Source organism: Prosthecobacter sp. SYSU 5D2 (assembly GCF_039655865.1).
GTDB lineage: Bacteria > Verrucomicrobiota > Verrucomicrobiia > Verrucomicrobiales > Verrucomicrobiaceae > Prosthecobacter.
In genome coordinates this window covers 42702-57510 of record NZ_JBBYXL010000012.1, presented here as the reverse complement: position 1 = coordinate 57510, position 14809 = coordinate 42702, and the positions used below count along the sequence as shown (strand labels likewise).

Here is a 14809-nt window from a genome sequence, read left to right as displayed (position 1 = left end):
CCCCAAAAAGCCCCTTGCAAAGCGCGGTGGCCAGCCCATAATCCCCGCCCCTTGCGAGCTGCCTTGTCACATCGCCGTCGGTCTCCAGGTCCGTTTTCTCTTTGAGAAGCCACGGACGCTCGCGCTGGAGGTAACCCGGTCTATCCTATATCCATCCATGTCAGTACGTCTTGCCCGATTCGAAATGCCGAATCGCCTCGTCCGCAACGAGGCCACCGCCACCGATACCTACGCCCAGTTCAGCGCCGAGCCTTTCGACAAAGGTTATGGTCACACGATCGGGAACTCCCTCCGTCGCGTCCTGCTGTCCTCCCTGGAAGGCGCAGCCATCACGTCGGTGAAGATCCGCGGCGCGGAGCATGAATTCAGCACCCTTCCAGGCGTGCTCGAAGACGTCGTCCAGATCGTCCTGCAGCTCAAGAAGGTCCGCTTCAAGCACCACAGCGAGACCAAGGAAGCCCGCCTCCTCTCCATCAGCGTGGACAAAGACGGCGTGGTCACCGCTGGCGACATCAAGGAAGACAACCACTACGAAGTCATCAACAAGGACCTCGTCATCTGCCACCTGGACCGCAAAACCAAATTTGAGTGCGAGTTTGAAGTCCGCGTCGGCCGTGGTTTCGCCACCTGGGAAGAAAATAAGCGTCCTGACACCCCGATCGGCGTCATCCCGATTGACTCCATCTACAGCCCGGTCACCCGCGTGAAATACGGTGTGGAAACCACCCGTGTGGGCCAGAACACTGACTATGACAAGCTGGTACTGGACGTCTGGACGGACGGCCGCATCGCTCCGAGCGACGCCCTCCTTCAGGCTGCCTCCATCCTCCGCCATCACCTGGATGTGTTCGTCAACTATGACGATAAGGCCATCGAGTTTGAAGCGGCTCCGGAAGCCCAGACCGAAGAGAACAGCGAGCTGCGCAAGCTCCTGAACATGAGCGTCAACGAGATCGAACTCTCCGTCCGCGCCGCCAACTGCCTGAACAACGCCAACATCACCTCCGTGGGCCAGCTGGCCATGAAGACCGAGGCGGAAATGCTGCGCTACCGCAACTTTGGCAAAAAATCCCTCACCGAAATCAAGGAGAAGCTGGCCGAGCTCGGTCTCTCTCTCGGCATGAAGTTCGATTCATCGCTGCTTGAGCCAACCGCCGGCGGCAGTTCCCTGCTTGCCCGCAGCAGCATGATCGCCGATGACGACGATGAGGCCGATGCAGCCGGCTTTGCCAGCCTGATTGACAGCCATCTTCCCGATGGTGACGACGACGAATAATTGATCCCTGAAGACCTTAGACTAGAGAGAACGAAGACATGAAACACGGAAGAAAAGTCCCCAAACTCCAGCGCGACGCCGCCCACCGCAAAGCACTGCTGGCCAACCTCGTCTGCGCCCTTGTGGAGCACCGCCGCATCCGCACCACCCTGGCCAAGGCCAAGGCCGTGCGTCCGCTGGCAGAGAAGATGGTCACCCTGGGCAAGCGTGGTGATCTCCATGCCCGCCGCACAGCCATCTCTGAGCTGCGCCAGCCTGGCATGGTGAAGAAGCTGTTCGAAGAAATCGCCCCTGCCTCCAAAGAGCGCCAGGGCGGCTACACCCGCATCACCAAGCTGGGCCAGCGCCGCAGCGATTCCGCCCCGATGGCTTTCATCGAGTGGGTGGACGCCTACGTGCCCCCAGCACCGAAGACTGAAGAGGCTGAAGCTGAAGTGGTCTCTGCAGATTCCAAGACAGCCGCTGCTGAATAAGCCGCCCCGCTGATTCTCAAATCTACTCCGAAAACGCGGACATCGAAAGGTGCCCGCGTTTTTTCGTAGCTCCGTTGCGCCGCAACGGAAGTCGGAGTTCTGGAGAGGGGAGGTCATCTTGCCCTGTCGCTCACCCGCCCCTTGCATCCTCCGCGTCCGGGCATCATCCTGGCCCATGCTGAAGCCCGCACCTTCTCAGTATCTCCACACGCTCTCCCTCCGGCGGGGAGAGGTGCCTGGCTTCAGCGAATACCCGTTTAATATCCCCGCCGTCCGCCATCTGGACCTCCTGCCGCTGCATCCGAAGGTCACTTTTTTCGTCGGTGAAAACGGGTCCGGCAAATCCACGCTGCTGGAGGCCATTGCGGAAAAGCTCGGCTTCAGCATGGAAGGCGGCACCAAGAACACCAATCTGGCGATGCATGAGTATCGCTCTGAGCTCACCCCGCTGCTCACGCTCTCCCGCACCTATCTCCGGCCGATGGACGGTTTTTTCCTGCGAGCTGAAAGCTACTACAATTTCGCCACCTTGCTGGATGAGCAGAATTATGGAACCTGGAACTACGGCGGAAAGAGCCTGCACGAGCAGTCCCATGGGGAATCCTTCTTCGCCACCCTCATCCACCGCCTCGGCGGTCATGGCCTCTATCTTTTTGACGAACCCGAGGCGGCGCTCTCCCCGCAGCGCCAGATGTCCCTGCTGGTGCGCATGCATGACCTTATCGGGGAGTTTTCGCAGTTCATCATCGCCACGCATTCCCCCATTCTCATGGCCTATCCAGATGCGTGGATTTACCAGTTCAGCGAGGATGGCATCCAGCGCATCGCCTATGAGGATACGGACCATTACCAGATCACCAGCCGTTTCATGCGCGATCCCAAAGGCATGATCCAGCGGCTGCTGGGTACGCAGGAAGAACTAAATCTGGATTCCTAAGGATCATCTTGACCCAAATTTTGGGTTAGGCTAGGAAGGCACTTATGAAACCAAGACTGCATCAGATCGTCCTCTTGGTTGCTGCCATGGGATCGTTGATCCAGGCCCAGACACCTGCCAATCCCGGTCTGCTGGAGGGGCTTATGTCCGACCAGGCGCCGTCGGCCGATGAGGTGCGGCTGCACATTACGGTGCTGAAGGTGCCGGCTGCCGCCGCTGCCCAGGCGCTGCTGGCCGATGCCGGCAGGACGCCCCGCTACTGGCAGGAGACTGTGACCAGCTGGCAGGCCCGGGGAATCATCGAACTGGTGACCGAAATTAGCGAGGAAGGACGGCCTGGTCATCGTGAGTTTCTGGACAAAAAAGCGGAGACCTTTCGCTACATCTACCAGGACATGTCCTCGCATTACTGGGATGAGGACCGTGAGTGGGAGGCTTATCAAAACAAGCCATGGGCGGAGAAGATGGATGCGAACCGGATCCTTCAGGAGCTGGCCGAAGCGGAGGTGGGAAACGCTGTCCAGGCGCGGGTGGGTATGAAGCTGGGGGATCAGCAGGCCGGACTCGAGCTGAATCTGAAGGTGACTCCTAATGTGCCCGCAAGCCGTCCGGTCAGAGCGTGGCCGCTGCCGTATCTGTCAGCTCCGCGATATTTCTTCCGGCCCTGGCATCTGATGACCACGGCGAATGTGCCCGTGAATGAGATCTTTTTGTTAGGCTGCCAGATGGAGCCGCCGCATGACGGCCAGGTGCAGACAGGGCAGGTGATGATGGCTTTCGCCCGGCTGACCGCCGCTCAACCTGCACCATCGAAAGTGCCTCCCTACATTGGCCCGATGTATCGCGCTCAAAGCTGGACTTTGGCGATACCTCTAAACGATTACCAAGCGTGGCTGAAGACCCGCCGGGATGCCCAGGGAGATGAAGCACAGATGGCCCGATGGCTGGGGACTTCGGGTGGCAGTGCAGGCGTTGAACTCCTGGCAACCTCGGCGGTGGCCTGTCTGCCGGGTGAGGATTCACGGATGGAGACCGCCCTTCTGTGGCATGATGCCACCGGTTGGGAACCCAGTAGCAATCCCTTGATTTTTTCTCCGCTCAGTTGTGATGGCGATGATGCCTTTATGCTGGGGCACAGCCTGGAGATCAGTCTTGCCCATGTCGGAAGACCGGACCCGACTGGGAATCCGTTTGCGCCTGTGGCTATTTCGAACGCTGACTTTCACAGTGAAATGGCCGTGAGGATGGCCATCAACCGGCCTTCTGCCCCTGCGCGCTGGGTGCGCTGCAAGACTTCCTTCGAAGGCAGTGATGCCGATGATCTCCACGGAATCGAAATCGCCGAGGCCGACATGGAGCCAAATGAATCCACGGCGACGCAGCTTATTGCCAACGTTGGTCAGGTCTCGATGGTCGGGGCCAGTCTGAAGGACGGACGGATTCACGCCAGCTTTGTGCGGGTGGTGGAGGCAGGCTCCCAGCCCCAGGTTTCTGTCGCTCCTTTCCAGGCGGTTTATTCATCCGCCCTCACCACCTGGATCATCGAGACTCCGCTTTCCTGGCGCGGACGGCTGCTTACCGATGAAGCCCCGGATTTTAAGGGCCTGGCGGATGAGCTCCTGGCCTCGGTTGGGCGGGAGGAGGTGGAGTGTGTCGGCCTAACAGTAATTGAAGGTAAAATCGACAGGGGTTCAGTCCGTTCGATGCGGCCGCAACTGTATTTCGGTGGTGAGTACCTGAATTCGGCAACTCATGCCAAGGGCATCTACTTTAACCCACGAAGTCTGCTCATGCTCAATTCCGGGGAGGAGGTGGAAACAGACCTCAGTGGCGACCGGCGCCAGTCCTGGCAGGTCCGGTCTGCCGGGGTGCCGGAGGTCCGCCGATGGGGCATCTGGCAGCCGGACATTCCTACAACCAGTGCGGCCAGCTCTTACATGGCGCTGCCCAGCCAGCCGCTGATGGAGGTCAGCAGCATGCTGCAAATGACGCCCCACCAGCCGGAGGTGGTCGCCGTCATGCAGACCTCTGCCATCGGCGCGGTGCAGCCCTCCTCCCCACGCCTCCGCTGGCATGTGGTCCGATACAGCACCCCAGCCCAGCCTAAGGACGAACCGGCCCTTCCCGCTCATAGCAGTGCCCCGGTCCCTGACCCGGTTCACAGGGTGCAGGCGGTGGTGCTAAAACTGTCTGCCGGATGGGAGCTGCCCCATATTGTCTCAAAAGCCGCTGAGGATCTCTTCAAAGCCAGTCGTGAGGGCACGGTAGAAATCCTGGAATGCGTGACCGTCAGCCTGGAGGATTCCGGGTCCGCCAAGCTCAGGTCTGGCTGGGACATGTACTTCACCAACGGGCGTCTCCGGGGGGCCAATGAAACGGAGGAGGATGTTCTATGGGCTCCTGCGAAGATGCCTGCCGGCACCCAGTTCAGCAGCCAGATTGACGTTAGGCACCGCCTGGTGGGCTGCCAGCTGGAGATCAGTAACGGCCAGTGGACCTTGATCCGCGATGTCAGCACGCCGCAGACCGTGACCGATACCTTTGCGGATGTGATCCAGGAATGGCCAAGCCCGCAGCCGGATGGCCCGGACTGGGAGCAGCTGCCAAAAGTCCGTGTCTGTGTGCAGCGGCCTATTTTTGATGTTCAGGGCGGTGAGGGGCCGCTGCCTGCCGTTGGCGAATTCAGCATCACCTACCTGGCTGATGACACGGTGCTGGTGCTGCGCGTCCTCCGCTGAGGATTTTTACGTCCCGCGTGTATTGCCAAAAAGCTCGATGTGCAGCCGGGGGCTGAGGCGATAGCCGTGAGTCAGGCAGGCCTTTACCAGCAGGTCGTAGCGGGTGCGCATCACCTCCAGGCTCACACCTTCCGGCATCAGCAGCACCTTTTCCGGTGGCACTGCGATGCCGATGCTGGCAACCACATGCTGCGCCTCCTGCAGGTCGGTTTCGGTAGAAATGACAAATTTAAGCTGGTAGTCCCTGGCCTGCTCCAGCCATTCCCGCAGCACAGCGGGTTGCAGGCGGGTCTCTTCATGTCGTGCCGCCCAGCCAGCGCCAGCCTTTTCCACACTCGGCGTCGAGTTGGCCAGTTTCGGGCTGATGGAGGCCAAGTCCACCGGGGCATCTCCGGGGGCGATGGTGCCCGCCGTTTCCACGGTGATGTGTTTGCCGGCCGCATGCAGGCGTCCCAGGAAATTCCGCATGTCCTTGGCGACCATGGGCTCTCCGCCGGTCACCACCACAAACCGGGTGGGATGTTGGAGTACGGCCTCCATCACCGCGTCCAGAGTCATCTCCGGCCCCTCCGGATTCCAGGAGGCATAGGGAGTGTCACACCAAGTGCAGCGCAGATTGCAGCCCGATGTCCGCACAAATACCGACGGCACACCCGTCAATGAGCCCTCTCCCTGAACCGAATAAAAAATCTCCGAAATCCGCATCCCCTGATCATACCCGCATCCGTCCTGCGCACAAGCCGCTCCCCGGTCTCCCCGCGCTTGCCACACCGCATTCACCTGTTACTCTCCACCGATGCCCCCCCGCTGTCGTTTTCTGTTTCTGTTCATGGCCTTTGCCATTGCTGCGCTTAGCAGTTGCTCTTCCAAGCCCAAGGTTTGGGATTATGAATACACCAAGGGCAAGACGGCGGTCATTGTGGGTGGCAAGGCGGTGCCGCCTGCGGGCCTGCCGCCGACGGTGATGCGTGCGATCAGCGCAGGCAACCGCATCGCCGGAAAGCCCTATAAATTCGGCGGCGGCCACCGTTCCTTTGAGGACAGTGGCTATGATTGTTCCGGCACGGTGTCCTATGTCCTTCATGGAGCCGGTTTGCTGAACAGCCCTGGCACGTCCAGCAGCCTGCGCACCTATGGCAAGGCGGGCGAGGGCAAGCACATCACGGTGTATTCACGCAATGGCCACACCTTCATCATCGTGGCCGGTCTGCGGCTGGACACCGGTTACAATGGCGAGCGCAAAGGCCCCCGCTGGTCGGTGAAATCCCGCCCAATGAAGGACTACATCGCCCGTCATCCGCCGGGGTTCTGATCTTTGGGTGAAGTGGCGGCAAGCCGCCCCAGCTTCAAGCCATGGCGTCTCAAAAGTCTGGCTTCTTCAAGCCAGTATTCCTGCATCAGCATCGCTTCATTGGCTGCCGAGGCCTCAATCGTAGCGGCGAGTTCTTCGACCTGGCCCTGAGTGAAATCCTCCAGCCATTTTTGACCACGGAGCACTTCAGGCAGCCCCAGTTTTAAAGACAAGGGCAGCCGGGGGCCCATGAGCCCGAGCGGATAATCTCCCAGCCCTGCCTGGTGGCGTAAAGCCCGGAAGACACACCTGGCGAAGGTGCCCAGCATGTGGCGAAAGGCCGAAGGGAAGGGACCCAGGCCGGCCGGTGTCCGGCTCAGCTCAAGATTCAGCCATCCGGCTTGCGAATCCGTCCCGGCGACCAGCCACCACGGCTCGCCCTCCCAGACACCGGCGCGGTTAAACGGCGGCCGGTGCTCCAGCAAGAGGGCGGCTTCCATAGCCACGGCATCCGCTGCAGTCTCACAGGATTGCCAGCCGATCCGCACCGTCCGCGCCACCAGTCTGAGGGTGCGCTTCGCGGACTTTTCCGGCGTGACATGCCGGTAGCTGCCCACCCGTGCCTTCAGGTTTCCGGACTGGCCGATGTAGAGCAGCTTTTCCATCGCATCATAGAAAAAATAGACGCCAGGACCAGGCGGAAGCGATTTAAAAAAGTCCGTCCCCAGCCGCGCGGCAAAAGGGTTTTCCAGATGAAACAGCCTCAGTTGCTGGCCCGATCGCCTGGGTGCTGTCCTCACATCAGTCATGCAGGGTGATTATGTCCCATCCGGCAGCTTTTTCAAACCCGCAGCTTTTGCTGGATGGTCTGTGACGGCTTCAAAAAATGCATGCCCTGCGCGCCCATTTGTCCACCTCCGTCCGAATCAGTGGCAACCAACCCATTCTATTATGCCACTAACTTACCGCCCCTTTGACCACCTGCCAAAGATTGAAGAACTCCACCAGGAGCTGCGCAAAAATGTCACCGACCCTGAGCGTGCCCTGTCCGCCCTGTCCGGCCTGGGCCTGCTGGTATCCGGCCTGTCACGTGGAGGACTGGCCAAGTGGATTCTTGCGGCTGCCGGGCTTGCGCTCGTGCGCCGCGGCCTCACCGGTCACTGCGCCGTTTATGAGCAGATGGAAGTGAACTCCCGGCGCCAGGCGCTTCAATAACGGATCAGGATTAAACTGCCCTGTGAAGGTGCAGACAGGTGATGCCGCAAGCATTGCCGGTCTGCACCTTTTGCATTTGCGTGCGGCAACTGGCAGTGGATGCTGAAATGCTTGTTGTTAGGATGTCCCTGCCGTCTTTCGCGCCGACAGCCCGTTTCGCATCCCGGCCTAAGAATGGCCGTCCCCCGATTTGGTGACAGCATCACCCTTCTCAAATTTGAATGCTCCCGCTGAAATCAGCAGCGCTATGGGATCACTACAACCACCTCGATACCAACCAGGGCTGCGTGCCCTTTCCACATGGGTGCGAAACACCGCGCTCGCCGTCACCTTTGTCGCTGGAGCTGCCCTGGCTGCGCCTGCGAATTTTGAATCCCGCGTCATCACCACTCCGGTGCAGAGTAATGGTGACCAGTGGAACACCATTACCTTTACCCGTACATTTGCCACGCCGCCGGTCGTCATCATGGGGCCGGCCACCCAGGTCAATGGAGAGCAGTGCGTGATGCGTGTGCGCAATGTCACCACGACTGGATTTCAATATCAGATTGATGAATGGGATTATCGCAATGGCTACCATCCTGCCGAGACCGTCCACTTCTTCGCTCTCACGGAAGGAACACACCTCTTTGGTGCACAACGCTGGCAGGTGGGGCGTGTAGGCGCTGTCAACCGGGCTCCCGTCTCCATGAGCCTGACAGGATTTACAGCCACTCCGGTTGTTCTTGGCCAGGTGGAAACCACGGTGAATTCCGCCGGTGTCACAGGCAAAGGAGTCAAGGCTTTGAAGACCCGCATTGGCAGTGTCAGCTCCACCGGCTTTCAGGTACGGCTTGAAACCCAGGAGCTGGATACAGGTTCCATATCCAATGAAGGCATTGGTTACATGGCTGTCTCTACGGGTACAGGGTACCTGGATGGAAAGATCCTCACCGTGGCGCGCAGCAGCGCAGCGGTGACAAATTCCTATGCCACCATCACCTTTCCCAATGCCCGGACGAACCCTGTTCTCATGGCCCAGACTCAGTCCATCAACGAGGTGGATCCCGGAGAGCTGAAGATGGCTTCCCTTACCAGCACCGGAGTGCAGCTTCGGATCCAGGAAGAAACCTCTTTTGATACGGAGACAGCCCATGTCGCTGAAGATCTGGGGTACATCGTCCTGGGTGACATGAACGGCGAGGTCGCTTCCAAAATCGAAGTGGGGGATGTGACCGTTACGCAGTCAAATGCAGCCAACTGGAGCACGGTAACGTTGGCAGACACCTATACGAATCCCGTGGTCGTCATGGGACCGCTATCCTATCGCAGCAGCACCTCGCTCACAGTCCGGGTGCGCAATGTCACTGCCAACAGTTTTGAGTTTCAGGTGGACCGCTGGGATCATCATTCCACCCAGACTCATAACATTGCTGAAAAACTCAGTTACGTGGTCATGGAATCCGGTTCCTTTGCCATGGGCGGCACGCGCTGGCAGGCTGGGGTAAAAACGGGTGTCACCCAGGCCGGGACCACCCAGGCCCTGGCATCAGGCATGCCCAATACGCCCGCCGTTTTCTCCCAGGTCGTGACCACTAATGATCCTCAGGCCGTGCAGTCGCGCGTCAGCGGCATCAGCACCAGTGGATTCACAGTGGAGCTGGATGAATCCGAAATCGACGCCACTGCGCACGCGGCTGAGACAGTGCACTGGATCGCAATGACGCAAGGGACGAGCAATTTTTTCAGCAGCCGTATGCGTTTCGAGGCAGGGCAGGGGACCAATCATGACAGCGCCTTCCGCACGCGGGCTTTCTCGCGAATGCATGCGGATCCATACGTCTTCGCCTCCATGCAGACGAAGAATGATCAAGACCCGGCCACGCTGCGCTGGCGCTACCTGTTTGCCGACCGGGTGGACTTTGTCGCGCAGGAGGATGCACATCCGCTGCAGTTTGGCGAAGGTACTGTCAATAACACCCACAGTGCGGAGACCGTGGCCTACCTTGTCGTCCAGGGAGCTGAAGATCTGGATGAAGACGGTGCTCCTGATGACTGGGAAACAACGGTGGGCCTGGACCCGAACAACTCGGCGGATGGCGGTCTGGACCCTGACGGCGACCTGATGACCAGCCAGCAGGAATTTCACAACCGGCTGGATTTCGTGACTTCCAGTAATCCGTCTGTCTTTACCGGCGGGGTTGTCACCGTCAGCACGGTTACCTCCCAAGGCTATGAAGTGAATGACACCACTGTCACTCCCACCAGCCGGACGAACGCCCGCCTGCGGCTCAACCGCAATGGCGGGTTTGCTCCGATGACCTTGAACTTCACCCTGGCGGGAACTGCCGCCACGGATACCAACCGGGCCCCCGCCAGCAGTGCGGACTATACTGCCTGGACGGGTGCCACAAGCGGCACGCAGGTGACCAGTTCCATCTCCCTGGGTGCGAATGCACAGAGTGTGGATGTCTATATCCGCCCGGTGGATGACGGGCTCAACGAATACCCTGAAGGGCTGCGAATGACCGCAGTACTCAATGGCAGCAACTACACCATTGCCTCTCCGACCAGCGCCATCGTTATCATCAATGATTCGAAGGACATCCCCGCCAATGAAAAGCTTTTCCTGGGCACGTTCCTGGCGCAAGGAAGCGCGGTGACCAGCGCCTCGGGTTTTGCAACAGTCATCCTGAACGGGCCTAACAGCAAGGCTCGCATTTCCACGGTCTTCAACGGGCTGACTACGCCGCAGACGGACATTGACGGCAGCCACGTTCACTACAACGGCTCTGGGACCATAGTCTATGGAGATCCTGACGGACTGCCCAACGGGCCGTTGTCTGATTACCCTTGGACCATCGTGGATTCAGGCGGTTACAAGGCACAGACGCTCATTGATGCGCTGTTCCGCAAGACTGCGGGCCAGAATCTCTACATCAACGTCCACACCAACCGTTATGCCAGTGGGGAGATCCGGGCAGACCTGACCCGCGTCATCGGCCAGAGCGGTCCGTTTGTTCCGCCAGCCACCCCGGGAACTTTGGAAAACTTCACCACGGATGAGCAGGTGCGGCGGGACTGTGCCCGTTTCCTCACCCAGGCCACATTTGGGGCCAGCCAGACGGACATTGATGCGCTGTATGCCGCGATCTCCGGTGACAAGAAACTGGCCACCAACCGCATCAATGCCTACACCGCCTGGATCAATAACCAGTGGAGCCGCAGCCAGACCACACTGTATGACTACCACCTGGCCGCCAATGCCCAGGAATGGAACCTTCGCGGCCAGCAGGCCAATCTGCCAGCCGTGGTGGACAATCCCAACACCACCATTGACGAAACCTATCCGGCCGCACCGCCGCCTAACAATCCGCTGGACTGGACCCGCTGGGGCGCCACCCCCAGCCCTGCCGGAGCCTGGACCTACCGGCCTGTGCCGCCTGGCCTGAACAAGGAATCCTATGACCCGGACCACATCAACCGCCGCCGTGCCTGGTGGACGCTGGCCAATGAAGCCCAGGACCAGCTTCGCCAGCGCACCGCCTATGCCCTGGAGCAGATCTTTGTGGTCTCCGACCGGCTCGGCACCGTGCAGACGCGGACCTTTGGCCACAGCCGCTACTACGATATGCTGGGAGACTTTGCCGACAGCGTGCGCCACATCCAGCCGCCTAACACCACGTATAGTACCGCCACCAGCAGCACCATCACCGTGCGCGAGCTGCTGAAGGACATCAGCAAGCATCCCATCATGGGCAAATACCTGAGCCATCTGAAAAACCAGAAGGCAGTCTTCGACAGCGGCGGCATTCAGACCCTTTCACCGGATGAAAACTATGCCCGTGAAATCATGCAGCTCTTCTCCATCGGCCTGCTGCAACTGCATCCCGACGGCACCATCATGCTCGGCGGCAACGGCCAGCCCATCCCGACCTACAGCAATGATGACATCAAGGAGCTGTCCAGGGTCTTCACCGGCTGGAGCTTCGCCTATGCCCAGAACAGCGCCGCCAACGGCTATGTGCCCACGGTGGTGCAGAACAACTTCCTGAACGGCAGCGAAGGCGCAGAATACTACCATCCTGGTTATGAAAACCCGATGAAGAACTTCCCCGCCTATCATGACGAAGGGGCGAAGACGGTTCTTGGTGCCAGTCTGCCCGCCTATGGCGGCAGCTCCAGCGATAACACAGCCCGGATGGCCTACGCGGAGGCGGATCTCGATGCCGCCATCAACACGCTGTTCACCCATCCGAACATCGCCCCCTTCATCAGCCGGCTGCTCATCCAGCGCCTGGTCACCAGCAATCCTAGCCGTGGTTACATTTATCGCGTCGCGCAGGTGTTTGAAAACAACGGCAGCGGCGTGCGTGGCAGCCTCAAGGATGTGGTCAAAGCCATCCTGCTGGATTATGAGGCACGCACCCTGACCAATGTGGATCCGCAGCTCGTCAACGGCAATACTTCGGTAAACGTCGGCTTCGGCAAGGTCAAGGAACCCCTCATCCGCTATATCCAGGTGCTGCGGGCCTTCAATGCGAAGTCCCAAATTCCTGTCTCGGATCTCAGCAGCTTTGGTTATCCGGCGGGCCAGCTCAGCAACCTGGGCACCGCACCGACCAGCTTCCGCTACAGCAACTCCATTCTGGATCTCGGCCAGATTCCCAACAACATGCCCAGCGTCTTCAACTGGTACCTTCCGGACTACACGCCCGGAGGCCGGGTGGCAGCGGCAGGCCTGGTGGCACCGGAACTGCAAATCATGACGGAAAACCTCGTCGTCCGGGCGGTGAACTACCATCGCAACGTGGAGTACAATTCCATCATTGATCCCGCCCTGACCACCGCCACAGGCCAGTCCACCACCACTCTGCTTGGGGATACCACAGCCTTGCTGGACAATGTATTTGTCAATCTCGGTGCGCTCACCACGGAATACCGGCTGGTTCGCGAAACCGCCGGGCAGACGGAGCTCTCCGCCTCCACCTGGCTGGTGGACAAGCTGGATTCCCTGCTGTGCTCCGGCTCTTTGAAAACAAAGTATCCCTATGTCAGCGGCGGCACGGACCCGCGCAGTATCATGATTGACCAGCTTGCCATCATTGCGGTGGATGCACCGCCGGTCAGCCAGAGCAATGCCGGCGCCCGCGTGCGCACAGCACTTTATCTCATCACCAGTTCACCCGAATACATCGTCCAGAAATGATCCGCCCCGAATCGAAAACATAAACACCTTGCCCCATATGAAAAATCGCAAGCACAAAGATCACTTCGATACCCGGCGGAATTTTCTCTGCCGCTCCGCCTGCGCCAGCCTTGGCGTGACCTCCGTTGTCAACACCCTGGCCCATTTGCGTCTCGTCCAGAGCGCCATGGCCCAGAGCGCGCCCACGGATTACAAAGCCATGGTCTGCCTCTTCCTCTACGGAGGCAACGATGCCAACAACATGCTGGTGCCGCTGGACGGGGTGGCGCGAACCAATTATGATACCGCACGTCCGCCCGCCCATCCCATCCACATCAGTCCCACGGCGGCACTTTCACTGACGCCGCCCGCAGGCGGTTTCGGTCAGCCGAATGCCTCCGGCTTTGGGGTGCATCCCAGCATGACGAATGTGCAGAACCTGTTTAACAGCGGGGATCTCGGCTTTGTGGCCAATGTGGGCACGCTGGTGCAGCCCATCACCCGCAGCCAGTATGTGGCCGTGCCGCGCACGGTGCCGGTGCCGCCGCAGCTCTTCTCCCACAGTGACCAGCAGCTCCAGTGGCAGAGCAGCCTGCCTGACCGCCCCTTTCAAAACGGCTGGGGCGGCCGCACGGCGGAGCTGCTGAACAACCTGGTCAATCCTAACAGCAAGGTGTCCATGAACATCTCCATCGCCGGGCAGAACTCCTTCCAGGTGGGCAGCTCGGTGGTCCAGTATGCCGTCAGCACCAGCGGTGTCGTCGGCCTGTCAGGCTACAGCAGCAGCACCGCCCCTTACTTTGCCCCCGGCACGTATGGGCATGCAGCGGACTATTCAGTGAGCCCGGTGGCCTATGCTCCCAATACGCAGGGCCGCACGCTGAAGGCGCTGGACACCATTACCAAGCTGACACGCATGCAGTTAGGGGAGGTGGAGAGCCACTACCAGCATCATCTGGAAGAAGGCTACAATGACGTGATGAAACGCGCCCGTGACAATGAAGCCACTGTGGGTGCCTCACTGGGCGCTGCCACCACAGCCATTGACACGGCCTTTGCCAACGCCTTTCCCGGCGTGACGACCCTGCCGGATGTGGCCAACCAGCTTAAAATGGTGGCCCGTCTCATCCAGGGACGTTCCTCCCTGGAGAACAACCGGCAGATCTTCTTTGTCAGCATGGGCGGGTTCGACACCCACCAGTCCCAGCAGGCAGACCATGCGCTGCTGATGGGGAATCTGGACAAAGCATTGCAGGGATTCAAAAATGCCATCGATGCGGTATCCACTGCCGAAGGTGGTGGCAGCAACCTGTGGAATGACACGCTGCTGTTTACGCATTCCGACTTTGCCCGTACTTTCCAGCCCAATGGCAGTGTGGCTGCCTCCGGCACCGATCACGGCTGGGGCGGGCACCAGATCGTGATGGGCGGCCCGGTCATCGGCCAGCGCATTTACGGGGAGTTCCCGGACCTGGCCCGGGCGACCGGCCAGGATGTGGACAGCAACCGTGGACGCTGGATTCCCACGCTGGCGGTGGACCAGTATGCCTCGGTCGTGGCCAAATGGTTCATGAGCCAGGGCACCAGTTATGTGCCCGGCATCACCGGGGCCAACATCACGGACATCTTCCCGAATCTGGGGCGGTTCCAAAACATCAACACCATCCCCACGGAACTCGGGTTCCTGGACTTCAATGTGTAAGCAAAGCCAA

Annotated in this window: 10 protein-coding genes; 8 read left to right on the top strand and 2 right to left on the bottom strand. The window is 59.8% G+C overall.

Going from position 1 to position 14809, the window contains the following annotated elements; translation table 11 throughout:
- The first annotated feature begins 157 nt into the window (after positions 1 to 157).
- The 4 genes from WJU23_RS19515 to WJU23_RS19500 all read left to right on the top strand — a co-directional run bounded on the left by WJU23_RS19515 (position 158) and on the right by WJU23_RS19500 (position 5424).
- Positions 158 to 1276, top strand: coding sequence for a DNA-directed RNA polymerase subunit alpha (locus WJU23_RS19515; protein WP_346334298.1), 1119 nt, complete (start codon positions 158 to 160; stop codon positions 1274 to 1276).
- Between the two features lie 38 nt (positions 1277 to 1314).
- Positions 1315 to 1749 carry a 50S ribosomal protein L17 gene (rplQ, locus tag WJU23_RS19510; RefSeq protein WP_346334297.1) on the top strand — a complete coding sequence of 145 codons (435 nt, stop codon included), beginning with the start codon at positions 1315 to 1317 and terminating at the stop codon, positions 1747 to 1749.
- Positions 1750 to 1924: 175 nt separating this feature from the next.
- Positions 1925 to 2686, top strand: a complete 762-nt coding sequence (locus WJU23_RS19505) for an AAA family ATPase (protein WP_346334296.1) — start codon at positions 1925 to 1927, stop codon at positions 2684 to 2686.
- Positions 2687 to 2730: 44 nt separating this feature from the next.
- The gene (locus tag WJU23_RS19500) at positions 2731 to 5424 is read left to right on the top strand and encodes a hypothetical protein (protein ID WP_346334295.1); all 2694 of its coding nucleotides are present in this window, start codon (positions 2731 to 2733) and stop codon (positions 5422 to 5424) included.
- A gap of 6 nt (positions 5425 to 5430) precedes the next feature.
- Here the strand turns inward: WJU23_RS19500 and WJU23_RS19495 are convergent, their stop codons facing one another.
- Positions 5431 to 6075 (bottom strand): 7-carboxy-7-deazaguanine synthase QueE, encoded by a 645-nt coding sequence (locus WJU23_RS19495; protein ID WP_346334294.1) that lies wholly within the window; start codon positions 6073 to 6075, stop codon positions 5431 to 5433.
- Positions 6076 to 6220: 145 nt separating this feature from the next.
- Here WJU23_RS19495 and WJU23_RS19490 point away from each other — a divergent pair, with 145 nt between their 5' ends.
- Positions 6221 to 6736 (top strand): peptidoglycan endopeptidase, encoded by a 516-nt coding sequence (locus WJU23_RS19490; protein WP_346334293.1) that lies wholly within the window; start codon positions 6221 to 6223, stop codon positions 6734 to 6736.
- On the opposite strand, the gene WJU23_RS19485 is transcribed toward WJU23_RS19490, so the two are convergent.
- The gene (locus WJU23_RS19485) at positions 6718 to 7524 is read right to left on the bottom strand and encodes a nucleotide excision repair endonuclease (RefSeq protein WP_346334292.1); all 807 of its coding nucleotides are present in this window, start codon (positions 7522 to 7524) and stop codon (positions 6718 to 6720) included. The two genes, WJU23_RS19490 and WJU23_RS19485, sit on opposite strands and share 19 nt — an antisense overlap.
- 142 nt (positions 7525 to 7666) lie before the next feature.
- Between WJU23_RS19485 and WJU23_RS19480 the strand changes: the two genes are divergently transcribed.
- The 3 genes from WJU23_RS19480 to WJU23_RS19470 all read left to right on the top strand — a co-directional run bounded on the left by WJU23_RS19480 (position 7667) and on the right by WJU23_RS19470 (position 14799).
- Entirely contained in the window at positions 7667 to 7930 is a 264-nt protein-coding gene (locus tag WJU23_RS19480) for a DUF2892 domain-containing protein (protein ID WP_346334291.1), read from the top strand.
- 304 nt (positions 7931 to 8234) lie between these two features.
- The gene (locus WJU23_RS19475; protein ID WP_346334290.1) at positions 8235 to 13118 is read left to right on the top strand and encodes a DUF1800 family protein; all 4884 of its coding nucleotides are present in this window, start codon (positions 8235 to 8237) and stop codon (positions 13116 to 13118) included.
- A gap of 37 nt (positions 13119 to 13155) precedes the next feature.
- Entirely contained in the window at positions 13156 to 14799 is a 1644-nt protein-coding gene (locus WJU23_RS19470) for a DUF1501 domain-containing protein (protein ID WP_346334289.1), read from the top strand.
- The last annotated feature ends 10 nt before the right edge of the window (positions 14800 to 14809 follow it).